Annotated in this window: 36 protein-coding genes; 3 read left to right on the top strand and 33 right to left on the bottom strand. The window is 68.6% G+C overall.

From position 1 onward, the window contains the following. Positions 1-27: 27 nt before the first annotated feature. From glmM to rplM, 3 genes are read right to left on the bottom strand one after another with little or no spacing between them, the layout of a single operon-like run. Positions 28-1,428, bottom strand: coding sequence for a phosphoglucosamine mutase (gene glmM, locus AB0I67_RS01565; RefSeq protein ID WP_357915854.1), 1,401 nt, complete (start codon positions 1,426-1,428; stop codon positions 28-30). Between the two features lies 1 nt (position 1,429). Next, complete coding sequence (rpsI, locus tag AB0I67_RS01560) at positions 1,430-1,954, bottom strand: 30S ribosomal protein S9 (protein WP_357915851.1); 525 nt, start codon at positions 1,952-1,954, stop codon at positions 1,430-1,432. A 19-nt stretch (positions 1,955-1,973) separates the two neighbouring features. Continuing rightward, a complete protein-coding gene (gene rplM / locus AB0I67_RS01555) occupies positions 1,974-2,417 on the bottom strand; it encodes a 50S ribosomal protein L13 (protein ID WP_357915848.1) in 444 nt (147 codons plus the stop codon). Positions 2,418-2,910: 493 nt separating this feature from the next. On the opposite strand from rplM, the gene AB0I67_RS01550 reads away from it, so the two are divergent. The 3 genes from AB0I67_RS01550 to AB0I67_RS01540 all read left to right on the top strand — a co-directional run bounded on the left by AB0I67_RS01550 (position 2,911) and on the right by AB0I67_RS01540 (position 8,744). Then, positions 2,911-3,672 (top strand): CAP domain-containing protein, encoded by a 762-nt coding sequence (locus AB0I67_RS01550; RefSeq protein ID WP_357915845.1) that lies wholly within the window; start codon positions 2,911-2,913, stop codon positions 3,670-3,672. Positions 3,673-4,048: 376 nt separating this feature from the next. After that, complete coding sequence (locus AB0I67_RS01545; protein WP_357915842.1) at positions 4,049-4,864, top strand: hypothetical protein; 816 nt, start codon at positions 4,049-4,051, stop codon at positions 4,862-4,864. Between the two features lie 1,318 nt (positions 4,865-6,182). Continuing rightward, a complete protein-coding gene (locus tag AB0I67_RS01540; RefSeq protein ID WP_357915839.1) occupies positions 6,183-8,744 on the top strand; it encodes a hypothetical protein in 2,562 nt (853 codons plus the stop codon). A gap of 38 nt (positions 8,745-8,782) precedes the next feature. Here the strand turns inward: AB0I67_RS01540 and truA are convergent, their stop codons facing one another. The 30 genes from truA to rplV form a co-directional block, all read right to left on the bottom strand. Next, positions 8,783-9,637 (bottom strand): tRNA pseudouridine(38-40) synthase TruA, encoded by an 855-nt coding sequence (gene truA, locus AB0I67_RS01535; RefSeq protein ID WP_357915836.1) that lies wholly within the window; start codon positions 9,635-9,637, stop codon positions 8,783-8,785. 78 nt (positions 9,638-9,715) lie between these two features. Next, positions 9,716-10,279 carry a 50S ribosomal protein L17 gene (rplQ, locus tag AB0I67_RS01530; protein ID WP_357915833.1) on the bottom strand — a complete coding sequence of 188 codons (564 nt, stop codon included), beginning with the start codon at positions 10,277-10,279 and terminating at the stop codon, positions 9,716-9,718. A gap of 86 nt (positions 10,280-10,365) precedes the next feature. Then, positions 10,366-11,382 (bottom strand): DNA-directed RNA polymerase subunit alpha, encoded by a 1,017-nt coding sequence (locus AB0I67_RS01525; protein ID WP_357915830.1) that lies wholly within the window; start codon positions 11,380-11,382, stop codon positions 10,366-10,368. A gap of 103 nt (positions 11,383-11,485) precedes the next feature. Next, positions 11,486-12,112 carry a 30S ribosomal protein S4 gene (rpsD, locus tag AB0I67_RS01520; protein WP_357915827.1) on the bottom strand — a complete coding sequence of 209 codons (627 nt, stop codon included), beginning with the start codon at positions 12,110-12,112 and terminating at the stop codon, positions 11,486-11,488. An 18-nt stretch (positions 12,113-12,130) separates the two neighbouring features. Further along, on the bottom strand, positions 12,131-12,535 hold the full coding sequence (gene rpsK, locus AB0I67_RS01515; RefSeq protein WP_020542285.1) for a 30S ribosomal protein S11: 405 nt from the start codon (positions 12,533-12,535) through the stop codon (positions 12,131-12,133). Positions 12,536-12,580: 45 nt separating this feature from the next. Beyond that, complete coding sequence (rpsM, locus tag AB0I67_RS01510) at positions 12,581-12,961, bottom strand: 30S ribosomal protein S13 (RefSeq protein WP_357915824.1); 381 nt, start codon at positions 12,959-12,961, stop codon at positions 12,581-12,583. A gap of 188 nt (positions 12,962-13,149) precedes the next feature. Further along, complete coding sequence (rpmJ, locus tag AB0I67_RS01505) at positions 13,150-13,263, bottom strand: 50S ribosomal protein L36 (protein ID WP_003956441.1); 114 nt, start codon at positions 13,261-13,263, stop codon at positions 13,150-13,152. Positions 13,264-13,283: 20 nt separating this feature from the next. Continuing rightward, positions 13,284-13,505, bottom strand: coding sequence for a translation initiation factor IF-1 (infA, locus tag AB0I67_RS01500; RefSeq protein ID WP_030508344.1), 222 nt, complete (start codon positions 13,503-13,505; stop codon positions 13,284-13,286). A gap of 219 nt (positions 13,506-13,724) precedes the next feature. Then, positions 13,725-14,372 carry a class F sortase gene (locus tag AB0I67_RS01495; RefSeq protein WP_357915821.1) on the bottom strand — a complete coding sequence of 216 codons (648 nt, stop codon included), beginning with the start codon at positions 14,370-14,372 and terminating at the stop codon, positions 13,725-13,727. A 4-nt stretch (positions 14,373-14,376) separates the two neighbouring features. Next, positions 14,377-14,910, bottom strand: coding sequence for a hypothetical protein (locus AB0I67_RS01490; RefSeq protein ID WP_357915818.1), 534 nt, complete (start codon positions 14,908-14,910; stop codon positions 14,377-14,379). A gap of 152 nt (positions 14,911-15,062) precedes the next feature. Beyond that, positions 15,063-15,458 (bottom strand): hypothetical protein, encoded by a 396-nt coding sequence (locus AB0I67_RS01485; protein WP_357915815.1) that lies wholly within the window; start codon positions 15,456-15,458, stop codon positions 15,063-15,065. Between the two features lie 112 nt (positions 15,459-15,570). Continuing rightward, positions 15,571-15,999: a DUF1707 domain-containing protein gene (locus AB0I67_RS01480; RefSeq protein WP_357915812.1), complete on the bottom strand. Its 429-nt coding sequence runs from the start codon at positions 15,997-15,999 to the stop codon at positions 15,571-15,573. A gap of 18 nt (positions 16,000-16,017) precedes the next feature. Then, complete coding sequence (gene map / locus AB0I67_RS01475) at positions 16,018-16,830, bottom strand: type I methionyl aminopeptidase (RefSeq protein WP_357915809.1); 813 nt, start codon at positions 16,828-16,830, stop codon at positions 16,018-16,020. A 118-nt stretch (positions 16,831-16,948) separates the two neighbouring features. Next, complete coding sequence (locus AB0I67_RS01470; RefSeq protein ID WP_357915806.1) at positions 16,949-17,599, bottom strand: adenylate kinase; 651 nt, start codon at positions 17,597-17,599, stop codon at positions 16,949-16,951. Further along, entirely contained in the window at positions 17,600-18,910 is a 1,311-nt protein-coding gene (gene secY, locus AB0I67_RS01465; RefSeq protein WP_357915803.1) for a preprotein translocase subunit SecY, read from the bottom strand. 164 nt (positions 18,911-19,074) lie between these two features. Next, complete coding sequence (rplO, locus tag AB0I67_RS01460; RefSeq protein WP_357915800.1) at positions 19,075-19,530, bottom strand: 50S ribosomal protein L15; 456 nt, start codon at positions 19,528-19,530, stop codon at positions 19,075-19,077. A gap of 2 nt (positions 19,531-19,532) precedes the next feature. Further along, the gene (gene rpmD, locus AB0I67_RS01455; RefSeq protein ID WP_181615885.1) at positions 19,533-19,715 is read right to left on the bottom strand and encodes a 50S ribosomal protein L30; all 183 of its coding nucleotides are present in this window, start codon (positions 19,713-19,715) and stop codon (positions 19,533-19,535) included. 2 nt (positions 19,716-19,717) lie between these two features. Next, entirely contained in the window at positions 19,718-20,350 is a 633-nt protein-coding gene (gene rpsE, locus AB0I67_RS01450) for a 30S ribosomal protein S5 (protein WP_357915797.1), read from the bottom strand. A 25-nt stretch (positions 20,351-20,375) separates the two neighbouring features. Then, positions 20,376-20,759, bottom strand: a complete 384-nt coding sequence (rplR, locus tag AB0I67_RS01445; RefSeq protein WP_357915794.1) for a 50S ribosomal protein L18 — start codon at positions 20,757-20,759, stop codon at positions 20,376-20,378. Positions 20,760-20,761: 2 nt separating this feature from the next. Further along, positions 20,762-21,301, bottom strand: a complete 540-nt coding sequence (gene rplF / locus AB0I67_RS01440) for a 50S ribosomal protein L6 (protein ID WP_357915791.1) — start codon at positions 21,299-21,301, stop codon at positions 20,762-20,764. Positions 21,302-21,319: 18 nt separating this feature from the next. Next, on the bottom strand, positions 21,320-21,718 hold the full coding sequence (gene rpsH, locus AB0I67_RS01435) for a 30S ribosomal protein S8 (RefSeq protein WP_357915788.1): 399 nt from the start codon (positions 21,716-21,718) through the stop codon (positions 21,320-21,322). A gap of 190 nt (positions 21,719-21,908) precedes the next feature. Continuing rightward, a complete protein-coding gene (locus tag AB0I67_RS01430; RefSeq protein ID WP_357915785.1) occupies positions 21,909-22,094 on the bottom strand; it encodes a type Z 30S ribosomal protein S14 in 186 nt (61 codons plus the stop codon). Between the two features lie 5 nt (positions 22,095-22,099). After that, positions 22,100-22,669, bottom strand: coding sequence for a 50S ribosomal protein L5 (gene rplE, locus AB0I67_RS01425; RefSeq protein ID WP_181615879.1), 570 nt, complete (start codon positions 22,667-22,669; stop codon positions 22,100-22,102). Continuing rightward, the gene (gene rplX, locus AB0I67_RS01420; protein ID WP_357918335.1) at positions 22,669-22,950 is read right to left on the bottom strand and encodes a 50S ribosomal protein L24; all 282 of its coding nucleotides are present in this window, start codon (positions 22,948-22,950) and stop codon (positions 22,669-22,671) included. Before rplX ends, rplE begins: the two co-directional genes overlap by 1 nt. An 11-nt stretch (positions 22,951-22,961) precedes the next feature. Further along, on the bottom strand, positions 22,962-23,333 hold the full coding sequence (gene rplN, locus AB0I67_RS01415) for a 50S ribosomal protein L14 (RefSeq protein ID WP_132617254.1): 372 nt from the start codon (positions 23,331-23,333) through the stop codon (positions 22,962-22,964). 293 nt (positions 23,334-23,626) lie between these two features. Next, positions 23,627-23,902, bottom strand: coding sequence for a 30S ribosomal protein S17 (gene rpsQ / locus AB0I67_RS01410; RefSeq protein ID WP_357915781.1), 276 nt, complete (start codon positions 23,900-23,902; stop codon positions 23,627-23,629). Further along, a complete protein-coding gene (gene rpmC / locus AB0I67_RS01405) occupies positions 23,895-24,134 on the bottom strand; it encodes a 50S ribosomal protein L29 (RefSeq protein WP_357915778.1) in 240 nt (79 codons plus the stop codon). Before rpmC ends, rpsQ begins: the two co-directional genes overlap by 8 nt. Beyond that, complete coding sequence (gene rplP / locus AB0I67_RS01400; protein ID WP_357915775.1) at positions 24,134-24,553, bottom strand: 50S ribosomal protein L16; 420 nt, start codon at positions 24,551-24,553, stop codon at positions 24,134-24,136. The genes rpmC and rplP overlap by 1 nt, the downstream gene beginning before the upstream one ends. A gap of 2 nt (positions 24,554-24,555) precedes the next feature. Beyond that, positions 24,556-25,410 (bottom strand): 30S ribosomal protein S3, encoded by an 855-nt coding sequence (rpsC, locus tag AB0I67_RS01395; protein ID WP_357915772.1) that lies wholly within the window; start codon positions 25,408-25,410, stop codon positions 24,556-24,558. Further along, the gene (gene rplV / locus AB0I67_RS01390) at positions 25,410-25,763 is read right to left on the bottom strand and encodes a 50S ribosomal protein L22 (RefSeq protein ID WP_357915769.1); all 354 of its coding nucleotides are present in this window, start codon (positions 25,761-25,763) and stop codon (positions 25,410-25,412) included. Before rplV ends, rpsC begins: the two co-directional genes overlap by 1 nt. Position 25,764: the final 1 nt, after the last annotated feature.

The raw sequence follows: 25,764 nt of genomic DNA, 5'->3' as shown, positions 1-25,764 counted from the left end.
GTCAACCGCGAGCCGGAGCCCGGCCGGTCAGACGCAGGCCACGCGGACCACGTCGGCGAGCCGCTCGGCGACCTTGGTCGCCTGCTCCTCCGACGCCGCCTCGACCATGACCCTGATCATCGGCTCGGTGCCGCTCGGCCGGAGCAGCACGCGGCCACTCTCGCCCAGCTCGTCCTCGGCCTCCGACACCGCCCGCGCCAGCTCGGCCACCCCCGCCTTGCCCCGGTCGACGTCCCTGACGTTGATCAGGACCTGCGGCAGCAACGTCATCACCGACGCCAGCTCGGCCAGCGACTTGCCCGACCGCGCCACCACCGAAGCCAGGTGCAGCGAGGTGAGCAGGCCGTCACCGGTGGTCGCGTGGTCGAGCATGATCACATGCCCCGACTGCTCACCACCGAGGTTGAAGCCGTCGGCCTTCATCCGCTCCAGCACGTACCGGTCGCCCACCGCGGTCTCGACCACGGTGATCCCGGCCTCGCGCATGGCCAGCTTGAAGCCCAGGTTGGACATGACCGTCGCGACCACGGTGTCCCTGGCCAGCTCGCCCCGCGAATGCAGGTCGAGCGCCAGGATCGCCATGATCTGGTCGCCGTCGACCACCTGCCCGTCGTGCGTGACGGCCAGGCAGCGGTCGGCGTCGCCGTCGTAGGCCAGGCCCAGATCGGCGCCGCGCGACACCACGACCTGCTGGAGCTTGTCCAGGTGGGTCGAGCCGACACCGGAGTTGATGTTGAGCCCGTCCGGACGCGCGCCGATCGCCTCGACGGTCGCCCCGGCACGCACCAGGGCCTCCGGCGCGACCATGTGGGCGGCGCCGTGCGCGCAGTCCACCACGACCTTGAGACCTTCGAGGCTGCCCTCGATGGTCGCCAGGACGTGCGAGATGTAGCGGTCGGCCTCGCCGTACGCCTCCCGGACGCGACCGACCTGGGAACCCACCGGGCGCTCCCAGGGCTCGCGCAGGCGGGCCTCGATCTCGTCCTCGACCGAGTCGGAGAGCTTGAGCCCCCCGCGGGCGAGGAACTTGATGCCGTTGTCAGGGGCGGGATTGTGCGAGGCGGAGAGCATGACGCCGAGGTCGGCGCCGAGCGCTCCGGTCAGGTACGCCACCGCGGGCGTGGGCAACACACCCAGGCGGAGCACATCCACCCCGGACGACGCGAGGCCGGCGACCACCGCGGCCTCCAGGAATTCTCCTGAAGCCCGGGGGTCCCGGCCTACGACCGCGACAGGCCTCTTCAGGCCCGTCGCGGTGGCTGCGCCTGCATGCCGACGGCGTGCGGGCGAGTCGGCACCGAGGTCCACCCCGATGCCGATCTCGCCGAGAACGTGAGCGGCCGCCACGGACAGGTCCATGGCGAGCTCCGCCGTGAGGTCGCGACCCGCGACCCCACGGACGCCGTCGGTGCCGAAAAGGCGCCCCAATTTAGCGCTTGCTGTACTGCGGAGCCTTACGGGCCTTCTTGAGGCCGTACTTCTTCCGCTCCGTGGCGCGGGCGTCACGGGTGAGGAAGCCGGCCTTCTTCAGCGGCGGGCGGTTGTTCTCGACGTCGAGGATCGCCAGCGCGCGGGACAGGCCCATGCGGAGCGCACCGGCCTGGCCGGTCACGCCGCCACCGTCGATGCGGGCGATGACGTCGAACGCACCTTCGGCGCCGAGCACCACGAAGGGCTCGTTGACGATCTGCTGGTGCACCTTGTTCGGGAAGTACACGTCAAGCGAACGACCGTTGATCGTCCACTTGCCGGTGCCCGGAACGATGCGCACGCGGGCGATGGCCTCCTTGCGGCGGCCGGTGCCGTACGAGTTGCCGGTCGTCACCGGGCGACGCACGGGGGCGTCGGCCAGCGCACTGGACTCGGTGGTGTACTCGGACGGGAACTCCTCGCCGGAGAAGTCCTCCACTTCGGCGGCCTCGACGGCCGTCTCGATACCGGTGGTCTCAGCCACGGTTATTCCTCAAATCCTTCTACTGGGCGATCTGGGTGATCTCGAACGGCACGGGCTTCTGGGCCTGGTGCGGGTGCTCGGACCCGGCGTAGACCTTCAGCTTCTTGGCCATCTGGCGACCGAGGGAGTTCTTGGGCAGCATGCCCTTGACGGCCTTCTCGACCGCCTTGTCGGGGCGCTTGGCCATGAGCTCGCCATAGGTCACCGAGCGCAGACCGCCCGGGTAGCCGGAGTGACGGTAGGCCTTCTTCTGCTCGAGCTTGTTGCCGCTCAGCGCGATCTTGTCCGCGTTGATGATGATGACGAAGTCACCGGTGTCAACGTGCGGGGCGAAGATCGGCTTGTGCTTGCCGCGGAGCAGGGCCGCGACATGGCTGGCCAGCCGGCCGAGGATGACGTCGGTCGCGTCGATGACGAACCACTGACGTTCGACGTCGGCGGGCTTAGTTGAGTACGTGCGCACGGTCGTAAGCCTTATCTTGCTTGCGTCTACGGCGCTGTCGGGAACTGACAGCTTGAGTTCGGTCGGTGCGGGCGCACGACAGCCCGGACCTTCCGTCTCCCTGAGAGAATGATGGGAGATGACGCCGGACGCGCCGCGCATCGGTCACGCGGGACCTATGCACACAACGTCAGCCAGGTTACCTCCGCAGTTGACCCAGGTCAAAACGAACCGACGAAACCCCGCGAAGGACGGACCGGAACCGGCGACGCCCGCCACCCGGATCCCCTCCCGGCCGCCCCTCTCGACCGCCACCCGACCGTCCCCTCGACCGCCCTCGGCCGCCCCGTTGGCCGCCTCCCGGCCGCCCTCTCACCGCCCTCGGCCGCCCGCCTTGGCCGCCTCCTGCGGGGCGGCCGGGCGAGGGGCGTCGCAGCCCGACAGAACGGTTCGATTTCGGTTCCCTGCAATCCCTTCTTTCCCACCCTCCCCCTTCCCTATCGTTGACTGCGGTATGTGGCAGCCTCCTCACACCCGGCTGACCAGGACGCGCGCCAGGCGCCGAAGCTTCCTGGGCCCGTTGCTCTGCCTGCTGACGGTCCTGTTCGTCGGCGTGCTGATCGGCCGGCTCACCACCCGGGCCGGCGAGGACGCCCCGCAGATCTACCTCAACAACACCGCCCCGCCCGCCGCCGCCGGCAAGGCCACCACCTCCCCGAGCCCCCGCCCGCCCGCCCAGGCGGTCGAGAAGATCGCCCGGGAACAGCCCCTCGGCACCGCCTCCGCCGCCGCGCGCCCCACCTCCCCGGTCCCCACCCAGGACCCCAACCAGTTCCCCGGCGCCTACGAGACCGACCACCCCGCCGGCATGTACGGCGCCGCCGACCTGGAGCTCTCAGCGCCCCTGGCCGCCCAGGTCGTGAGGCTCACCAACAACGCCCGCGAGCGCCGCGGCTGCGCGCCCCTCCGCATCGACCGCCGCCTCACCCGCTCGGCCCAGGAGCACTCCCTGGAGATGGGTCGTTCCGGGCAGTTCTCGCACGCCTCCCCCGACGGCACCTCCCCCTGGGACCGCATGGGCCGCGCCGGCTACGACGCCGGCGCCGCCGAGAACATCGGCCAGGGCTACACCAGCGCCGAGGAGGCCATGCGCGGCTGGATGGCCAGCGCCGACCACCGCAAGCACATCCTCAACTGCGAGATCGCCGCCATCGGCGTCGGCGTCGCCTTAGGCGCCGGCGGCCCCTGGTGGACCCAGGACTTCGGCTACAAGTAACCCCGCCCCGCCGGCCTCCCCAGCTAAGCCAGCCGGGAGGATCCCAGGCCCTCCGGCGTCTCCCGCCGAGCCAGCCGGAAGGTTCTCAGCCCCTCCGGCTTCTCCCCGGCCGGGCCAGCCGGGAGGTTCCGACCCCTCCGATCGGGCCCCGCAGATCCCCCTGACCTACCGACCACCCCTTCCGACCGCCCCTTCCGGCCCCCGCAGGACCTCCGTCCCCGCCAGGGGCCCCGAAGATCCCCGCCCTTCAGCCCACGAGGGAAGCCTGCCGACCCCCCCGACCGGCTAATCTCTCCGCATGGGTTTTCCCAAGAAACGTGAATCCAGCTCAGAGCCGGGACAGCCACAGCCGCAGCAGCCGCACCCCATGCAGCCGATGCACCCGATGCAGCCGTCGCAGCCACAGTCCCCGCCGCAGGAAGGGCAGCAGCAGAAGCAGTCCCAGCGGCAGATGTGGAGCCCCTACGACGAGGGCCCCCGCACCCGTGGCCCGTTCTGGTTCATCATCGGCGGCGTAGGCGTCCTGGGCCTGCTCGCCACCGTGCTGGTCATCATGTTCAACGCCGACGCCCCCACCCCGGCCGCTTCGGAAACCCGCCCCAGCTCCGCCCCGCTGCCGACCGCTCCCGGCGGCACCTTCGCCTTCGCCGAGGCCCGTGAGACCGACCCCAAGGCGCTCACCGTCAAGGAGCTCTTCCCGGCCAAGAAGATCACCCACGAGGGCCGCACCTACTCCATGACCACCTCGCGCAAGGACACCAAGTGCGCCGAGGCCGTCGAGGGCAAGAAGCTGGAGAAGGCCCTCAAGTCCGGCAAGTGCAACATGATCATCCGGGCCAGCTTCCGTGACGCCAAGGGCAAGGTCATCGGCACCGTCGGCGTGGCCAACCTGCTCAACACCAAGGCCTCCGAGAAGGTCGTCGCCGCCACCAGCGGCAAGGGCGCGCGCGAGGACTACATCAAGCCGCTGCCCGGCAAGGACGAGGTCACCAAGTTCCTCGGTTCCGGCGAGGCCGGCGCCAAGGTCTGGGTCCACGGCCACTACGCCGTGCTCGTCTGGTTCCAGTTCAAGGACGGCAGCAAGCCGGACAAGAAGGGCACCGCCCAGCTCTTCCAGGCGGCCACCGACATCACCAACGCCACCGTTTTCAAGGCGATGCAGTCCCGTTCGCTCACCGGCTACCCCGGCTGACCCGCCCACTTGCCCCGGCCGACCCGACCACTTTTTCCCCAGAAACCGGCATGAACGGGACGACTGATTCCACCGGGAACAGTCATACCGGCATGACGATCTTCTGACTCTCGCTAGGCTCCCGTTTATGCGTGGCCAGGAATCTGGGTCTGAGCACGAGCGTGACGTGACCGACGGCTCGGCCGCACCGGCGACGCCACCGCCGAGCTTCGGCCAACTCCCGCCCCGGTCCGAGCCGTCTCCCGGCTTCTCCACCCCCGGGACCGACCCCCCACCCCCCTTCCCCGTCACCGACCCCCCACCAAGCTCCCCCACCTCAGGCGAAGAGCCCTTTCCGGCCTCGCTCCACGGGGGAGCCGAGCCCAGTCACGGGCTCTCTGGCACTGGGGCAGAGCCCAGTCACGGGCTCCCCGGCACTGGGGCAGAGCCCGATCACGGGTTCCCCGGCGCTGGGGCAGAGCCCCATCACGGGTTCCCCGGCGCAGGGCCGGAGCCGTCCTCCGGCTACTCGGCCGCAGAGCCCACCCCAGGTTTTTCTGGAACGGGCGCAGAGCCCGGCTACCCGCCTGCAGAGCCGCCCACCGCGTTCGCCGCGCCCGGAGGTGAGCCCGCCTGGGCTCCCCCGTTCGGCGCGGCAGACCAGCGCCCGCCGATCCCCATCTACCAGGGCCCGCCCCCGGGCCTCCCCCAGCCGGACGACGTCCTGTCCGACCACCCCTCGGTCACCGACGCCCACTCCGGCGGCCCAGTCGTGCCCGACCACGGCTTCCCGCCGCCAGTCCACCCACCCGACCACGGCTTCCCTCGTGCGGGCCAAGGCTTCCCCCCCGCCGACCAGCAGCCCCCGTTCCCCGGCCACCCCGGCCCCGGACAGCAGCAGGCGTACGGCGAGCCGATCAACGGCCAGGGCTACCCACCCGTGTCGGAGCCGGTCCTCCCCCCACGCGACTTCCCCGTCCCACCAGGCGGCGACTTCCCGGCACCCCCGGCCGCAGGCGCCCCCCACCCGCCACACCCGGAGGCCGGCTACCCACCGCCGCCCTCCACGGACGGCTTCCCGCCCCCACCCCCTGGCCCCGACTTCCCGGTCCCGCCCCCTGCGGCTGCCTGGGGCACGCCACCCGCCGGGGACGGCTTCCCCCCACCTCCCAGTGAGGGTTTCCCGCCCCCATCTGGGAGCGGCTTCCCGCCCCCTCCGCGTGACGGGTTCCCGTCGGCGACAGGCGAAGGCTTCTCATCCCCGTCCGGGGACGAGTTCCCACCCCCTGGCGCCGGATCCCCCCCGCCACCCCCAGGAGCGGAGCACCCCGCCCCTCCCGTGGCAGGCGACTTCGGCGAGGTGCCCCACTGGCCGGCCGGTCCCCGTCCCTTCCCGCCGCCCCCGCAAGGCGCGCGCCCGCTGCACGACTTCAGGCCACCCGCCGACCCGCAGCCGCTGAACGACTTCGCTCAGCCGACTAGCCCCCACGCCGCGCACGACTTCACGCCGCCGGTGGACCCGCGCCCGTTGAGCGACTTCCGCCCACCGGCCGGGCATGGCGGCGACCTGCTGGACGAGCCGCCGTCCGGACAGGACGAGGCGGTCTCCCCGGAGGAGACCCGCAACTTCCGTCCGGACGTGCTGGCCGCCCTGGCCAACCAGTCCTCCGCCCCGTCCTCACCGGACCGGCGGGACTTCCAGTCGGAGCCGGGTGGCGACGACATGGGTGGCGACCCGGAGGCCGCGTACGAGACGCGGGACCTCAGGGGCCGACCGCCGGTCCCCCAGGACGACGGCAACTGGCCGGCGCACCACGGTGGCCCGTCCACACCCCACGGCGACCCGACCGCACCCCCCTCCAGCGATGACCAGCCTGGCCATCGCCCCGAGGGCGACCGGTCCTTCCGCCATGGCGGCGACCAGCCCGTGCACCACGCCGGCGGCGAGCAAGCCGCCCACGGCCCCGAGGACGAGCAGTCCTCGCGGCACCCCGACCCCGGGCAGCCCACCCACTCCGGGGCCGAGCAGACCGCTCACCATCCCGTGAGTGAGTGGGCCGACCACGGCCCAGGCGACACCCTCGAAGCTCACGAGACCCGCGACCTCCGTCCCCAGTTCCCCGCCCACAACCCCGCCTTCGGGGAACCCCAGGGCGAGGGCGAGGCGCCGGCCTACCCATGGGAGGTCGCCGGGGCCGACGCGCCGCCGTACGACTGGTTCGCCGACCCGGTGGACGCACAGGCCGGCTGGCAGCCCCCGACCGGCTTCACCGCCGCGGCGGCAGGGCTGCGGGTGTGGCCGGCACCGGTGTCGGACAGTCCGGCCATGCCACCCTGGCCGGCGGCGACCGGTGAGTCGGTGACGGAGGCGGCCCGCGCGGCCAGCACCGAGCACGCGGGCGGTAACGAGGGCTTCCAAGAGCACCCGTCCGACCCCACCGGATCCGCCGACGCGACCAGGTCGGCCCACCCCACCAGCTCCGGCGACTCCACGTGGTCCGGTGACCCCGCCGGGTCCGCCGAATCCCCCTGGACCACCGACCCCACCGACCCCACCGGATCCGCCGAATCCACCTGGTCCGCCCCCCACGCGGACGAGTTGGATCCGAACGTCACCCAGCCGGGGCGCCTCGCCCTGCCCCCGGCCAACCCCAGCCACGAGGACGGCGAGCAGTCGCCCACCGGCCGCTGGGCGGACCACGGCGCAGCAGAGTCGGCCGCTGAGGCGGTCGAGGGGGCCAGCGTTGGCGACGAGGTCGCTCGCGGCGTGGGCCTGACGCCCGGAGGCGGCGGCTCCCTTGGCGGAGACGCCGCACGCCCAGGCGAGGACGACCACGAAGACGGGGACGGTGACACCCACCCCCGAGGAGAGGGTGACGCCGAAGCCGACGCGGCCGCCCACCGGGAAGAGAATGCCGCCAAGGCCCAGGACCCGTCCGTAACCGCGCAGGTGGTACGGCCGGCTGAGCCGAGTGACGTGCCGGTGTGGCCCCCGCTGCAACCGCCCCCCACCGAGGAGCCGCAGCGGCTGCCCGATCTCCCGTTCAGTTCCGACGTGTGGGGGCCGAAGCAGGACAACGTCTCCACGCCACCCCACGGCTTCCCCCCACCGGAGCCCCCGACCGAGCAGGGGTTCGCCACGCCGCAGTGGGCGCCCCCACCGCCCACACCGCCGGGCAAGACGAAGCGGTTGCTGTTCGCCGGGCTCGGGGTGCTGATCGTGGTGGGCGTGGCAACGGGCGGGTTCTTCGTGTACCGCTCGATGAACACCCCGAACGAGGCCTCCGGCGCGGTCGTCGCCCAGCCGACCCCGACGCTGGCCGTCTCGTCCACCCCGACGCCGTCCGCCACGTCAGAGCCGGAGGGCACGACGGTCCTCAACTCCGAGGACACCGACCCCCGCGCGATGGCCCTGAGCGAGGCCTTCCCGGCCAAGAAGATCAAGGTCGGCAAGACGGTCTACACCCGGGTGAAGACCGAGCTGTCCCAGGACTGCTCGAAGGCGGCCTCCGGCCCGTTCGCCGACGCGTTGCGCGACCAGCAGTGCACCCGCGTGTTGCGCGCGACGTACGTGGACGCGAAACGGCGGTACGCGGTCACGACCGGCCTCGCCGTACTCCCGACCAAGGACGCCGCGCTCCAGGCCGACCAGGCCAAGGATCTGGGCCGCAACCTGTGGTTCCGGGCACTGCCCGGCCCGTCGGGGTCGGGGGGCGAGCGCGTGCACATCGCGGGCGGGTACGCGGCGGGCATGGTGTGGGGTCGCTACATCGTGTTCAGCTACGCCACCTACGCCGACGGGCACACGCCGAAGCCGGAGGAGAAGGGCCTGAGCACGGTGAGCGGCGCCTTCCGCGACCACACCGCGCTGGTCCTGGAGCGCCGCGTCACCGGCTCCTAGAAGTCACTCGGCTCCTAGAAGGCGGAAACGCGGGGAAGCTAGAGCGTGCGCACCCGGCGGGTCATCGCGGCCCGCCGGGCGAGCTCCTCGTCCGGCGGGTAGGCCACGTGCTCCAGGCACAGCCCGTGTGCGGGCGCGACATGCACCCCCGAGTCCCGTACGGCACGCGTGAGCACCTCGCCGGGCCAGTCCACCGGCATCCGCCCCTCGCCCACCGCCAGCAGCGACCCGACGAGCGCCCGCACCATCGAGTGGCAGAACGCGTCCGCCACCACGGTCGCCACGAGCACGCCGTCCTCGCCCCGCACCCAGTCGAGCCGCTGCAGCTCCCGGATGGTCGTGGCGCCCTCCCGCCGCTTGCAGAAGGCGGCGAAGTCGTGCTCCCCCAGCAACCGCTCCGCGGCGGCGTTGAGCCGCCCGACGTCGAGCGGCCGGGTGTACCAGAGCACCTCACGCCGCCGCAGCGGGTCCACCCCGCCGGGCGCGTCGCAAACCCGGTAGGCGTACCGCCGCGACATCGCCGAGAACCGGGCGTCAAAGCCCTCAGGAGCCACGCTGACCGAGTAAACCCGTACATCCGGGTCAAGGACCCCACCCAGCCGCCGGACGAGCGCAGCGAGCCGCTCATCGATGCCGGGCGGGAAGCTCGCCGCCCGGTTGCCCACCACGGCCTCCAGCGCCTCGACCTCCACGTCGACGTGCGCCACCTGCCCCCGCGCGTGCACCCCCGCGTCAGTACGGCCGGCCACGGTCAGGTCGACCCCGTCGCCGAGCCGCAGGATGCGCCCTAGCCCTTCCTCCAGCACCCCCTGCACGGTGCGCCGGCCGGGCTGCCGGGCCCAGCCGGAGAAGTCGGTGCCGTCGTAGGCCAGATCGAGGCGGAGCCGTACCACGTGATTCCTCTCAAGAGCGAACAAAAGCCCGGCACCCCACGAAGGGGGCACCGGGCCAGTGTCACCGAGCCTGACGGATCAGGCCTGGTCCTTCTTGTCCTCAGCCTTGTCCTCAGCGGACTCCTCGGCCGAAGCCGGAGCCGACTCCTCGGCCGAAGCCGAAGCGGTGTCCTCAGCCTTGGCCTCCTCGGCCGCGGGGGCCTCGGTGGTCTCCTCGGTCTCGGTCTCGGCGGCGGCCGGAGCCGCGGCAGCCGGAGCGGCCTTGGAAACGCGAACCGGGTTGAGCGCCTCGCTCACGAGCTCGATGACCGCCATCGGGGCGTTGTCGCCCTTACGCGGACCGATCTTCGTGATGCGGGTGTAGCCACCGGGACGCTCCGCCATCTGCTCGGCGATCGCGGTGAAGAGGTGGTGGACGACGCCCTTGTCCTTGACCACGGTCAGCACCTGGCGACGGTTGTGCATGTCGCCCTTGCGGGCCTTGGTGATCAGCTTCTCGGCCAGCGGGCGAAGGCGCTTGGCCTTGGCCTCGGTGGTGCGGATCTTCCCGTGCTTGAAGAGCTCGGTGGCGAGGTTCGCCAGGATGAGCCGCTCGTGCGCCGGGCTGCCGCCGAGACGAGCACCCTTGGTGGGCCTGGGCATTTCGTTCTCCTTGAGAGTGAACCCGCCTGAGCCGTTTTAGGTACTCAGGTCGGGCTGGGAGCTCCGGACGGAGCTCCCATTGGTGATCAGTACTGCTCCGTCTCCACGTAAGCGGAGTCGTCGTCGTCGTAGCCGCCGCCGGCCACCGCGCTCGGGTCGAACCCGGGCGGGGAGTCCTTGAGGGCCAGAGTCATCTCGTGCAGCTTCTGCTTGACCTCTTCGATGGACTTCGCACCGAAGTTGCGGATGTCCAGCAGGTCCTGCTCGCTGCGGGCGACGAGCTCACCCACGGTGTGGATGCCCTCGCGCTTGAGGCAGTTGTAGGAACGAACCGTGAGGTTCAGCTCCTCGATCGGCAGCGCCAGGTCGGCGGCCAGGGCCGCGTCCGTCGGCGACGGGCCGATGTCGATGCCCTCGGCCTCGACGTTCAGCTCGCGGGCGAGACCGAACAGCTCGACGAGGGTCTTACCGGCGGAGGCCACCGCGTCGCGGGGCTTCATGGCCGGCTTGGTCTCGACGTCCAGGATGAGGCGGTCGAAGTCGGTGCGCTGCTCGACTCGGGTGGCCTCGACCTTGTAGGTGACCTTGAGCACCGGGGAGTAGATCGAGTCGATCGGGATGCGGCCGATCTCCTGGCCGGGCTGCTTGTTCTGGGCGGCGGAGACGTAGCCGCGACCGCGCTCGACGGTCAGCTCCATCTCCAGCTTCGCCTTGCCGTTCAGCGTGGCGATCTTGAGGTCGGGGTTGTGCACCTCGACACCGGCCGGAGGCGCGATGTCGGCGGCGGTGACCTCGCCCGGGCCCTGCTTGCGCAGGTACATCACGACCGGCTCGTCGTGCTCGGAGGAGACGACCAGTTCCTTCAGGTTGAGGATGATGTCGGTGACATCTTCCTTGACGCCCGGAACGGTCGAGAACTCGTGCAGCACGCCCTCGATGCGGATGGAGGTCACGGCCGCGCCCGGAATGGACGACAGCAGCGTGCGCCGCAGCGAGTTGCCGATGGTGTAGCCGAAGCCCGGCTCCAGCGGCTCGATCACGAACCGGGAGCGGAACTCGTCGATCGACTCCTCGAGAAGAGTCGGGCGCTGAGCGATCAGCATGGTTGGGTTCTCCCCTTGGTCAGGTGACGCCCGCTATATGACGCCACTCCGATAGACAGCCTAAATGGGGTACGGCATGCCGTACCCCATTCAGAGCGAGCTGCTACTTGGAGTAGAGCTCGACGATCAGCTGCTCCTGGACCTGCGTGTCGATCTGCTGACGGACCGGCAGCTGGTGCACCAGGATGCGCATCTTGTCCGGCACGACGCCGAGCCACGCGGGGATGCCGCGGTCGCCGGCGGTCGCGCGGGCGACCTCGTAGGGCAGCAGGTTGCGCGACTTCTCACGAACCTCGACGATGTCGTGCTCGCGAACGCGGTACGACGGGATGTCGACCTTCTTGCCGTTCACCAGGATGTGGCCGTGACGGACCTGCTGGCGAGCGGCGTCGCGGGACTCGGCGAAGCCGGCGCGGAAGACCACGTTGTCGAGACGGCTCTCCAGGATCTGGAGAAGGTTCTCGCCGGTCTTGCCGCCCTTCTTGTTGGCTTCCTCGTAGTAGTTGCGGAACTGCTTCTCGAGGATGCCGTAGATGCGGCGGGTCTTCTGCTTCTCACGAAGCTGGAGCTGGTACTCAGACTCCTTCGGACGACCGCGACCGTGCTCACCCGGGGGGTAAGGACGGATCTCGATGGGGCACTTGGCGGATTCGCACTTCTTGCCCTTGAGGAAGAGCTTGGTCTTCTCCCGGCGGCAGAGCTTGCAGTCCGCACCCGTGTAACGAGCCATTTCTCAATTTCTCCTGGGTCAGACGCGGCGGCGCTTGGGCGGGCGGCAGCCGTTGTGCGGCACGGGGGTGACGTCCTGGATGGAGCCAACCTCGAGGCCGGTCGCCTGCAGCGAACGGATCGCGGTCTCACGGCCGGAGCCGGGACCCTTGACGAACACGTCGACCTTGCGCATGCCGTGCTCCATGGCGCGGCGGGCGGCGTTCTCGGCAGCCATCTGCGCGGCGAACGGGGTGGACTTACGAGAGCCCTTGAAACCCACGTGGCCGGCCGAGGCCCAGGAGATCACGTTCCCGTTCGGGTCGGTGATCGAAACGATCGTGTTGTTGAACGTGCTCTTGATGTGGGCGTGCCCGTGAGCGACGTTCTTCTTTTCCTTGCGACGCACCTTCTTCGGTGCGCCCTGACGGCTCTTAGGAGGCATTCTTTGCCTTCACTCCTGAGGTTGTCGGTCCCGCGGCTGCGTGGACTACTTCTTACCGGGCTTCTTCTTGCCGGCGACGGTCTTCTTCTTGCCCTTACGGGTACGCGCGTTGGTCTGGGTGCGCTGGCCGTGGACGGGAAGACCCTTCCGGTGCCGGATGCCCTGGTAACAACCGATTTCGATCTTGCGACGGATGTCGGCCTGAACCTCTCGGCGCAGGTCACCCTCGATCTTGAAGTTCGCCTCGATGTAGTCACGCATCGGGACGAGCTCGGTGTCGCTCAGCTGGTGGACCCGGAGGTCGCCGCTGATGCCGGTGGCCTGGAGGATCTCCAGGGCGCGGGTACGGCCGATGCCGTAAATGTAGGTGAGAGCGATCTCCAGCCGCTTTTCGCGGGGGAGGTCGACGCCAACCAGGCGAGCCATGGTCGGGCATTCTCCTTCGTTTCGGCGGAGGTCCTACGCCTCACTCCCCTCCCCATGCCCGGGGTGAGGGCCCCGGCCTCCGACCGGGGGTGTCCACCGAAGTGGTGTGACGCGTGACAACAGTCAGGCTTCCTCATGCGTAGAGCCCGCTACGAAGAGCGGACTCCGAAGAAGCCTTGGAAAGCGACTTAGCCCTGACGCTGCTTGTGGCGCAGGTTGTCGCAGATCACCATGACGCGACCGTGCCGGCGGATCACCTTGCACTTGTCGCAGATCTTCTTGACGCTCGGCTTGACCTTCATAGTCCTTCGTATCCTCAGACTTACTTGTACCGGTAGACGATCCGCCCACGACTGAGGTCGTAGGGGCTCAGCTCCACGACAACCCTGTCGTCGGGCAGAATCCGGATGTAGTGCATCCGCATCCGTCCGCTGATGTGGGCCAGGACCTTATGGCCGTTGTCGAGCTGCACCCGGAACATGGCGTTCGGGAGCGACTCGATAACAGTGCCCTCGATCTCGATGGCGCCGTCTTTCTTGGCCAAAATCCCTCGCGTTTCACTGATCGGTCGTCTGAGGCATCGGATCACTAGCAGCCGCGACCATGCGCTTCGTTCAGAGAGCGGTGACGTGCCACAGTCACTTGCGCACAATGGTCATAGTGAGCCGACTAAGGAGTGTACGACACTCTGGTGAAAAACGCGAAACGCGCGCCAGGTGTCCCGACACAACCATGTCTAAGGCTACCCCACGCTGCGGGTTGTTCACTTCACTTGGCGGAAGTCCCTGGCGAGATACGCCGCCCTGAACACCGTGTGGACGATCACGTTGTCGCGGTAGGAGTGCCTGGCCTGGTCGAACGCGCCGCCACAGGTCACCAGCCGCAGCTCGCGCCGCTCGGAGGGCCCGTAGACCCGATCGGCCGGGAAGTCCGTCTTCGGCGCCCGCTCCAGCCGCTCGACCGCGAACACTGTCACCGTACCGTCCCCGCGCACCACGCCGACCACGTCGCCCCTGACCAGCTCGCCCAGCCGGGCGAAGACCGCCGGTCCGGTGCGCGTGTCCAGGTGCCCGGCCAGGACCGCCGAGCCCTTCTCCCCCGGCGTCGGCCCGCCGCCGAACCAGCCCGCCACGTTCGCGTGCTCCAGCGGCGGCACGGCCAGCGTCCCGTCCTCGGCCATCCCGAGCACAACGAGCGGCGCGTCCACCTTCAGCCGCGGGATCAGCACCCGGTTCGGCTCCGCCCGCCCCAGCTCTCCCCCGTACGGCACCGGCCAGCCGCCCGTCCCGGCGACCCGCGCGGGCAGCACCGCCGCTTCTTCCGGTACGGCGCGCATGCCGTACCCGCCGGGCAGGCAGCCCGTCGCCGCGGCGAGCACCAGCGCACCTGCCGCCCAGCCGAGCCGGCGCACCGCGCTACTGGCCCGATCCGCGCCGGCGCCGCACGGCCACGACGCCCGCGCCCGCGGTCAGCGCCAGCACGCCCACCGCCCCGGCCAGCCACAACGCCCGCCCCGCGCCGCCGGGCTCCTCGGCCCGCTCCCATGGCTCGGCGCGCACCGCGAGCCCGCCGCCCCCGGTGTCCGGCCCCACCCGAGGGTACGGCCGGCCCCGCCCGTCGACGCTGAGGTAGGCCTTGACCAGCCCGTCGGCGCACCGCACGACCACCTCGTGCGCGCTCGCCCGAGCCCGGTCGTCGATCTCCACGCGTCCGGTCCACCCGCCCTGGCTCGATCGCGTCAGCCGTACGTGCCGGCCCTCGAAGGCCATCGAAGAAGCGGTGACGCCCCCGGTCGCGGCGCCGCACTCACTGACGTAGATGCTGACCTGGTCACCCGCCCGGGCGTTGGGCGGGTAGATCGTCACCCGGGACTCGGCGGCCGCTGCGGCTCCCGTCGCGAACGTGGCCCCTGCCACCACACCCAGCGCGACGCGAACGACTGCGCCCATCGTTCCCCCCATACGACGGTTGCCAACAAAGATCGTCTACCCGGACCGATCTCCACCAACTACGACGAGCGGTAAAGAGTGCGTCTATAGCCAGACACGAGAACGGCCCGCCTCGTGGAGGCGGGCCGTGGCGGGGCTGGCGAGCGGCTAACTCACTTGTAGATCCAGTGCTTCTTGCCGCAGTTGTCGAACTTGCCGCCCCAGCAGGTGTAGCTGTACATCTTCTTGATCCCGTGACCGGACCACGCGTTCTTCCCGGTCTTGCCGTCCCACTGGTAGACCTTCTTGTTCCAGTGGCCGTTCTTGAAGTACCAGAACCACACGTAGCCGTGCTTGCCGCCGGGACGGTCGACGCCGTACCAGTGGGTGTAGACCTTGCCGTGGGCCTTGAACGTGGTCCCGAACGTGTAGGCCTTGCCGTCGCTGGAGAAATGCTTGCCCCAGCCACCGGCGGAAGCGGATTCGGTGGCGGCCTGGGCGGGAGCGGCGACCGCGAGCCCGGTCAGTACCGAACCGGCGAGAGCGGCGGCGGCGAGAAACTTACGCACTTGATCCTCCTGGGTGATGTCGGGTGGTGCGCCCTGACATCGCCCAAGCTACGGAGCCGGCGCCGAACCTTCTGCGCACGAATGCACAGATCGTATTTGTGCACCTTCGCGGCTAACCCCGCTTGTGCTGCTCCCCGCCGAACAGGGTGCTGACCAGCAGGATCGCGCCCCACGGGCCCATGACCCACAACGGCCACGGGTAGATGAAGTCGCCGGTCGACAGGCTGATGATCAGCCAGATCACCCAGTTGACCGCGCTGGCGGCGGCCCAGGCGGCCCACGCCGCCTTCATGCCGTTGTGCACGGCCGGCTTGGCCGAGGCGGCGGCCGGCAACCGGGCCGGCTGGGCGCGCAGGTCCACGTCCGGCAGGTCGGAGGTCACCCGGGCCAACTCGCCGTACGTCTTGCTGTCGTAGACCTGTTCGAGCCGCTCGTTGAACTCCTCGACGGTGATCCGGCCCTGAGCGGTGTGCTCGCGCAGGACCGCGGCCACCCGATCACGATCGACGTCGGAAGCTCGCATCTCGGGGCTCTGCGCCATCGCTACCACTCCCGGGGGTCAGCTCTTCTGCGGGTGCGAAAGGCGCTCCTTGCCACCGTCTATGGCAGTTAGCACCCAAGGACCATTATGTGTCACGGCGACGCTGTGCTCGAAGTGCGCGGAGGCCTTGCCGTCGATGGTGACCACGGTCCAGTCGTCGGCCAGCACCCGAGTGCGGTGCGTGCCGAGGTTGACCATGGGCTCGATGGCCAGGCACATGCCCTCCTCCAGCACCGGGCCGCGACCCGGCCGGCCGTGGTTGGCCACCCACGGGTCCATGTGCATCTCGGTGCCGATGCCGTGCCCGCCGTACTCCTGAGGGATGCCGAACTTGCCCTGCGAACGCACGTACTTCTCGATCTCATACCCGATGTCGGACAGGTGGCGCCCCGGGGTCAGCGCGGCGATGCCCCGCCACATCGACTCCTCGGTCACCCGCATCAGCTCGGTCAGCGCCGGGTCGACCTCCCCGACCGGGACGGTGATCGCCGAGTCGCCGTGCCAGCCGTCCAGGATCGCGCCGCAGTCGATGGAGATGATGTCCCCCTCCTGCAGCTTGCGCGCGCTACCCGGGATGCCGTGCACGACCTCGTCGTTGACCGACGCGCAGATCGTGGCCGGGAAGCCCTGGTAGCCCTTGAAGGACGGGATCGCGCCCTCCTCGCGGATCGCCTTCTCCGCGATCGCGTCCAGGTCGAGCGGGGTCATGCCCGGCTGGACCGACTCCTTCAGGAGCTGGAGCGTGCGCCCGACGACCAGCCCGGCCGCCCGCATCTTGTCGAGCTGCTCGGGCGACTTGATCTGGATTCCGTGTCTGTTCTTCTTGAACACCTTGCGGCCACCCCCCAACGGGCTAATTCCCCCAACAATAACGGCGAGTCCCCACCGAAGCGGCACCAAAGGAAAGGTCCCCCGCGGATACCGCGAGGGACCTCTCAAGGCAGCAAAATCAGTCCGCGTAGGGCCGCAGCGCATCCATCGCGCGGCGGGTGATCTCCTCCACCGGGCCGGTGGCGTCGACCCCGACCAGGATGCCCTCGTCGGCGTAGAACTCGATGAGCGGAGCGGTCTGCTCCTGGTAGACCTCCAGGCGGTGCCTGACGGTCTCCTCCTTGTCATCGTCCCGCTGGAACAGCGCGCCCCCGCACGCGTCGCACTTGTCGTCCTGCTTGTCGTCGAACTCGACGTGCCAGATGCGACCGCACTGGCTGCAGGTGCGCCGGCCGGCGAGCCGGCGGACCACCTCGTCGTCGTCGACGATCAGGTTGAGGACGATGTCCAGCGAATGACCCCAGTCGAGGAGCATCTTCTTCAGGATCTCGGCCTGGGGCACGTTCCTGGGGAAGCCGTCGAGCAGGAAACCGTCCTGCGCGTCGTCCTCGGAGAGCCGGTCGCGAACCATGGCGACGGTGACCTCGTCGGGCACGAGGTCACCACGGTCCATGTAGGACTTGGCAAGCTTGCCGAGCTCCGTGCCGCCCGACACATTGGCACGGAAGATGTCGCCTGTCGAGATTTTCGGGATCGACAGGTTAGAGGCGATGTACTGGGCCTGTGTCCCCTTACCCGCTCCGGGGGGCCCGACCAGAACCAGACGCATCTACCGCAGGAAACCTTCGTAGTTGCGCTGCTGGAGCTGGCTTTCGATCTGCTTCACCGTGTCAAGTCCAACACCGACCATGATCAGGATGCTCGTCCCTCCGAACGGGAAGTTCTGGCTCGCGCCCGCGATCGACAGCGCGATGATCGGGACCATGGAGATCAGACCCAGGTAGAGCGAACCCGGGGCGGTCAGGCGGTTGAGCACGTAGCCCAGATATTCGGCTGTCGGCCGACCCGGGCGGATGCCCGGGATGAACCCACCGTACTTCTTCATGTTGTCCGCCACTTCAACGGGGTTGAAGGTGATGGACACGTAGAAGTAGGTGAAGAAGATGATCAGTGCGAAGAAGATGCCCATGTACCACGGGCCGGTGCCGGTGGCCAGGTTGGTCGCGATCCACTGGATGACCACGTTCGGGTCTTCGGTGTTGGCGAACAACGAGGTCAGCAGCTGCGGCAGGTACAGCAGCGAGGAGGCGAAGATGACCGGGATGATGCCGGCCTGGTTCACCTTCAGCGGGATGTAGGTGGACGTGCCGCCGTACATCCGGCGACCCACCATCCGCTTGGCGTACTGCACCGGGATCCGGCGCTGCGCCTGCTCGACGAAGACCACCGCCGCGATCATGAAGACGCCGACCACCAGAACCGCGGAGAAGGTGAACGGGCTCTTCTGGAAGATGCTGGCCAGCTCCGACGGGAACACCGCGATGACCTGGGTGAAGATCAGGATGGACATGCCGTTGCCGACGCCACGGTCGGTGATGAGCTCGCCCAGCCACATGATGACCGAGGTGCCGGCCGTCATGATGATCACCATGGTGACGATGCTGAAGACGTTGTCGGGATCGAGGAGGACTTCCTCGTTGCAGCCCTGGAAGAGCTGGCCGCTACGGGCCAGCGCGATGAAGGCGGTGGACTGGAGGATCGCCAGACCGATGGTCAGATAACGCGTGTACTGCGTGATCTTCGCCTGGCCGGACTGTCCCTCCTTCTTGAGGGCCTCGAGCCGCGGAATCACGACCACGAGCAACTGGAGAATGATGCTCGCGGTGATGTAAGGCATGATGCCCAGCGCGAACACCGACAGCTTCAGGAGAGCGCCGCCGCTGAACAACTGCACCATGCCGTAGATGTTGCTGGCGTCGCCCTGACGGACGACCTCGTAGCACTTTGCAATGTTGTTTACGTCGACACCCGGAGTCGGGAGAACCGAGCCGAGTCGGAACAGCGCGATGATGCCCAGCGTGAAGAGCAACTTCTTGCGCAGGTCCGGCGTCCGGAACGCCCGGGTAAACGCGGTCAGCACGGTCCCTCCTGCGCGCCTTTCAGGCGATATGAGTCTGCGATGGTGCGGGGGTCTGCCATCTGAAATCTCGGGTCAGACAGACGGCATTACTACCGTCTCGGCGAACTCTAACGCACTACGGGCGCGAGGGCCCATTGACGAACCCTCGCGCCTCGTAATAGCTGTTACAGCTCGGTAGCGGAACCACCGGCAGCGGCGATCTTCTCCTTCGCGGAGGACGAGAAGGCATGCGCCGTCACGTTCACCGCGACCGAGATGTCGCCAGTGCCGAGGACCTTGACCGGCTGGTTCTTGCGGACCAGGCCCTTGGCGATGAGCCCCTCAACGGTGACCTCGCCACCCTGGGGGAACGCCTCGCCGAGCTTGTCCAGGTTGACGACCTGGTAGGTCGTCTTGAACAGCGCGTTGCTGAAGCCCTTGAGCTTCGGCAGGCGACGCTGCAGCGGCACCTGGCCACCCTCGAAACCGAGGGGAACCGTGGTACGGGCCCGCGAGCCCTTGGTGCCGCGACCGGCCGTCTTACCCTTGGACGCCTCGCCACGGCCCTTGCGGACCTTGGCCTTGTTGGCGCCGGGGGCGGGACGGAGGTCGTGAATCTTGAGCGGAGCCTTGTCAGTCATGACTAGTCGACCTCTTCCACGTCGACGAGGTGCGTGACCTTGTGGACCATGCCGCGGATCTCCGGGCGGTCCTCCTTGACCACGACGTCGCCGATTCGCTTCAGGCCAAGCGAACGCAGCGAGTCACGCTGGTCCTGCTTGCCACCGATCTTGGAACGGACCTGAGTGATCTTCAGGCGACCCATGACTAGCTCACCGCCTTCGCCAACGCGGCAGCCTCGGCGATGCCCTCGGCGCGAGCCTTGAGCATGGCCTTGGGCGCGACGTCCTCGATCGCCAGGCCACGACGGGCAGCGATCGCCTCGGGGGTCGACAGACCCTTCAGCGCCGCCACGGTGGCGTGGACGATGTTGATCGGGTTGTCCGAGCCGAGCGACTTGGACAGCACGTCGTGGATCCCGGCGCACTCCAGCACGGCGCGCACCGGACCACCGGCGATGACGCCGGTACCGGGCGAGGCCGGACGCAGGAAGACGACGCCGGCCGCCTCCTCACCCTGCACGGTGTGCGGGATGGTGCCCTGGATGCGCGGGACGCGGAAGAAGTGCTTCTTCGCCTCCTCGACACCCTTGGCGATGGCCGCGGGGACTTCCTTGGCCTTGCCGTAACCGACGCCGACCAGGCCGTTGCCGTCACCGACGACAACCAGGGCGGTGAAGCTGAAGCGACGACCACCCTTCACGACCTTGGCCACTCGGTTGATCTTCACTACACGCTCGATGTACGAGACGCCCTTGTCAGCGGCGCCACCGCGGCGATCGTCACGACGGTCCCGCCGCTCGCCACCGGTGCCGCCACCGCGACGCGGAGCTGCAGCCATCAGTGGTTCCTCTTCTCAGTTGCCATCAGAACTCGAGCCCGCCTTCGCGAGCGCTGTCCGCCAGGGCCGCGATGCGACCGGCGTACCGGTTACCGCCACGGTCGAAAACGACCGAGCTGATACCGGCCTCCTTGGCCCGCTGAGCGAGGAGCTCGCCGACCTTCTTGGCCTTCGCCGTCTTGTCGCCCTCGGCCGTGCGCAGGGAGGCGTCCATGGTGGAGGCGCTCACCAGCGTGTGGCCGGCGTTGTCGTCCACGATCTGGACGAACAGGTGACGGGTCGAGCGGTTGACGACGAGGCGAGGACGCTCCGCCGTACCGAAGACCTTCTTGCGGATCCGGCTGTGCCGACGGGCCCGCGAGACGGCGCGACCAGCCGTGTGCTTGCCGTGCGCGATCTTGCCAGCCATCGCTACTTACCAGCCTTTCCGACCTTGCGGCGGATCTGCTCACCCTGGTACCGCACGCCCTTGCCCTTGTACGGGTCGGGCTTGCGGAGCTTGCGGATGTTCGCGGCGACCTCGCCGACCTTCTGCTTGTCGATGCCGTCGACGTGGAAGAGAGTCGGCTTCTCGACCCGGAAGGTGATGCCCTCGGGGGCGTCCACGATCACGGGGTGGCTGAAGCCCAGAGCGAACTCCAGTTGCGTCGGGCCCTTGGCCGCGACACGGTAACCGACACCCACGATCTCGAGCGTCTTGGTGTAACCCTGCGTGACGCCGGTCACCATGTTGGCGATCAGCGTGCGAGACAGGCCGTGCAGAGCGCGGACCTTGTTCTCGTCGTTCGGGCGGGAGACGGTAACGCTGCCGTCCTCCTGGGCCACGGTGATGGGCTCCGCCACGTTGTGGTTGAGCTTGCCCTTCGGACCCTTCACCTCGACGAGCTGGCCGTCGATCTTGATCTCGACTCCGCCTGGCACGGGGATCGGCAGTCGTCCGATACGCGACATGCTGTGTTCCTCCCCTCGTTACCAGACGTAGGCGAGGACTTCCCCGCCCACGCCACGCTTGCCGGCCTGCTTGTCGGTCATGAGCCCGGCCGACGTCGAGATGATCGCGACGCCCAGCCCACCCAGAACCCGCGGCAGGTTGTCCTTCTTTGCATAAACACGCAGCCCGGGCTTGGAAACCCGGCGCAGCCCCGCGAGCGAACGCTCACGGCTCGGCCCGAACTTGAGCTCCAGAACGAGCTGCTTCGCAGGCTTGGCGTCCTCGACGGTCCAAGACTGGATGTAGCCCTCCTGCTGGAGGATCTCGGCGATGTGCGCCTTGATCTTGGAATACGGCATCGACACGGAGTCGTGATATGCCGAATTCGCATTCCGCAGACGAGTCAGCATGTCTGCGATCGGGTCGGTCATCGTCATGGCCAACGGCCTTCCTCGCGGCGGTTTCCGTCCCAGCCGAGTGAAACTCTGCCGAGGGGACCTACAGCGTGGTCACGGTCGCCCGGCGGGCGACCTGATTTACATAGCGTCCCGGCGGGCGAACCCTCCGGGCATATGCCCCGGGACACGAGGTCCCGGGGCGGAAGCGGTCACCTCCCCGAAGGGAAGGTCACCAGCTGGACTTGGTGATGCCCGGCAGCTCGCCGCGGTGCGCCATCTCACGGAAGCACACGCGGCACAGGCCGAACTTCTTGTAAACGGCGCGCGGACGGCCGCAGCGGGAGCACCGGGTGTAGGCGCGCACGGCGAACTTCGCCTTCCGCGCGGCCTTCACCTTCAGAGACGTCTTAGCCATCTAGATCAGGCCTCCTTGAACGGGAAACCGAGGTGCTTGAGCAGCGCCCGGCCCTGGTCGTCGGTCTTCGCGGTGGTCACCAGCGTGATGTCCATACCGCGGGGCCGGTCGACCTTGTCCTGGTCGACCTCGTGGAACATGACCTGCTCGGTCAGACCGAAGGTGTAGTTCCCGTTGCCGTCGAACTGCTTGGGCGACAGGCCGCGGAAGTCGCGGATACGCGGGAGGGCCAGCGACAGCAGCCTGTCGAGGAACTCCCACATGCGGTCGCCACGCAGCGTGACGTGCGCGCCGATCGGCATGCCCTCGCGCAGCTTGAACTGCGCGATGGACTTGCGGGCGCGGACGACAGCCGGCTTCTGGCCGGTGATGACGGTGAGGTCGCGGACGGCGCCCTCGATCAGCTTGGAGTCGCGAGCGGCCTCGCCGACACCCATGTTGACCTTGATCTTGGTCAGGCCCGGGACGAGCATGACGTTCTCGATGCCGAACTCCTCGCGGAGCTTGGCGATGATCTCCTCGCGGTACTTCGTCTTCAGGCGAGGGGTGGGACGCTCGACAGTCGTCTCAGTCATTACTTGTCCTCACCTTCCGACTCGTCCTTCTTCTTGTCGGCAGGCTTTTCGTCCTTGAGCTTCTTGACGTTGCTCACGTGGATCGGAGCCTCCATCCGCTGCACGCCGCCCTGCTTGGCGCCGCGCGGGCCCTGGAAGTTCTCCTTGGCGTGCTTGGTCACCATGTTGACGCCCTCGACAACCACGCGGTCCTCGCGCGGGTTGGTGGCGATGACACGGCCCTTGACGCCCTTGTCCTTGCCGGCGATGACCTGAACCAGGTCACCCTTCTTCACGTGCAGGGACTTCGGCATCACAGCACCTCCGGAGCGAGCGAGATGATGCGCATGAACTTCTTGTCGCGCAGCTCGCGGCCCACCGGGCCGAAGATGCGGGTGCCGCGGGGGTCGCCGCTGTCCTTGATGATGACGGCGGCGTTCTCGTCGAAGCGAATGTAGGAACCGTCGGGACGACGGCGCTCCTTGGTCGTGCGCACGACGACCGCCTTGACGACGTCACCCTTCTTCACACCGGTCGAACCGGGGAGGGCGTCCTTGACCGTGGCGACGATGATGTCGCCGATACCCGCGTAGCGCCGACCCGAGCCGCCGAGGACACGGATGCAGAGGATTTCCTTCGCACCGGTGTTGTCGGCAACCTTGAGTCGTGACTCCTGCTGGATCACGTCTTCTCCTGTTGGTCTCCGCCGGTTCTCGGCGCCTGGGCGCGAGCCTTGCGGAACTTCATGGTCTTGGTCCTCCGGCGACAACCCCTCTTCCCGTACGGCATGCCGTACCGGAAGCGGATCGCCCCGCAGGCGGCGGAGCCAGCGGCTCCGCCCTTGGACGCCTCCATGGGGAAGGCCCCCACGCAGGCGCGATGCGCCTCCCCGGGGGCTAGCCCGCCACGGAGGCGCGAATGCCCAGCTTACCGGTAGAGCCGGCGTGCTCTATACCACAAGCACACCGGCTCAACGGACTACTTGGCCTTCTCGAGGATCTCCACGACGCGCCACCGCTTGGTGGCGGACATCGGACGGGTCTCCATCAGAAGGACGCGGTCGCCGACGCCGCAGGTGTTCTGCTCGTCGTGCGCCTTGTACTTCTTCGTCCTGCGGATAACCTTGCCGTACAGCGGGTGCTTGACGCGGTCCTCGACGGACACGACCACGGTCTTGTCCATCTTGTCGCTGACGACCAGGCCCTCACGGGTCTTGCGGTAGTTACGCGCGGTGGTCTCGGTGGCCTCAGACATCGCTCGACTCCTTCTCGACAACCGTGACGATCCCGAGCTCACGCTCGCGCATCACGGTGTAGATTCGGGCGATCTCTCGACGGACAGCCCGGAGCCGCCCGTGGCTCTCAAGCTGACCGGTGGCAGCCTGGAAGCGGAGGTTGAAGAGCTCCTCCTTGGCTTCCTTCAGCTTCGTGACCAGGGAGTCCTGGTCCTCTTCACGCAGATCACCGGCGGTCAGACCCTTAGCCATCACGCCTCACCCACTTCACGCTTAACGATCTTGCACTTCATCGGGAGCTTGTGGATCGCCCGCTTGAGCGCCTCACGGGCGATCGGCTCGGCGACACCGGACAGCTCGAACATGACGCGCCCGGGCTTGACGTTGGCGATCCACCACTCCGGCGAACCCTTACCGGAACCCATGCGGGTCTCGGCCGGCTTCTTGGTCAGCGGACGGTCCGGGTAGATGTTGATCCAGACCTTTCCGCCACGGCGGATGTGCCGGGTCATCGCGATACGAGCGGACTCGATCTGGCGGTTGGTCACGTAGGAGTGCTCAATCGCCTGAATGCCGAACTCGCCGAACGTGACCCTGGTGCCGCCCTTGGCGGCGCCGCTCCGGTCAGGCCGGTGCTGCTTGCGGTGCTTGACCCTGCGAGGGATCAGCATGGTCAGCTCCCTTCAGCACCCGGCTGCGTGGCCGGGCCGGTCTCGGGGGCAGCCTGGGAGGCCGCCTCGGTACGGGGGGCGCGGTCTCCGCGGCCACCGGCAGCGCCACCACGGCGCGGACGGTCGCCACCACCACGACGCGGACGGTCGCCGCCGCCACCGCGACGGTCGTCGCGCTCGCGACGCTGACCGGCACGAGCACCGGCGGCAGCCGCCTCGCGCTCGGCGCGGCTGGTGGGAGCCTCACCCTTGTAGATCCAGACCTTCACGCCGATGCGGCCGAAGGTCGTGCGGGCCTCGTAGAAGCCGTAGTCGATCTCCGCGCGGAGCGTGTGCAGGGGCACGCGGCCCTCGCGGTAGAACTCCGAGCGGGACATCTCGGCGCCGCCCAGACGACCGGAGCACTGGACACGGATGCCCTTGGCGCCGGACTTCATGGCCGACTGCATCGCCTTGCGCATGGCACGGCGGAACGAGACGCGGCTCGACAGCTGCTCGGCGACACCCTGAGCGACGAGCTGAGCGTCGATCTCCGGGTTCTTCACCTCGAGGATGTTGAGCTGGACCTGCTTCTTGGTCAGCTTCTCGAGGTCGCCACGGATACGGTCCGCCTCGGCGCCGCGGCGGCCGATGACGATGCCGGGACGCGCGGTGTGGATGTCCACCTGGACGCGGTCCGTCGTGCGCTCGATCTCGACCTTGGAGATGCCGGCCCGCTCCATGCCCTTCTGGAGCATGCGGCGGATGGCGACATCCTCAGCGACATACGACTTGTAGAGCTTGTCGGCGTACCACCGGCTCTTGAAGTCGGTCGTGATGCCGAGGCGGAACCCGTGCGGGTTAACCTTCTGGCCCACTATCGGGTCCTTCCCTTCGGCTCGCGGGATTCCACGATCACAGTGATGTGGCTGGTCCGCTTGTTGATCCGGTAGGCACGACCCTGGGCGCGCGGACGGAACCGCTTCAGCGTCGGGCCCTCGTCGACCCACGCGCGGCTCACGACGAGCGTGGCCGGGTCGAGGTCGAAGTTGTGCTCCGCGTTCGCCACGGCGCTGCTGAGCACCTTGTAGATCGGCTCGCTCGCCGACTGGGGAGCGAACTGCAGCACGGCCTGCGCCTCCGAAGCGGGCAGCCCGCGAATGAGGTCCACCACGCGGCGGGCCTTCTGGGGCGTGACACGGACGAACCGCGCCTGAGCCCTGGCTTCCATC

It is taken from the genome of Nonomuraea sp. NPDC050310, from assembly GCF_040655795.1.
Classification (GTDB): Bacteria; Actinomycetota; Actinomycetes; order Streptosporangiales; family Streptosporangiaceae; genus Nonomuraea.
The sequence above is the reverse complement of the archived record's forward strand: the minus strand, read 5'-3'. Positions and strand labels throughout refer to the sequence as shown.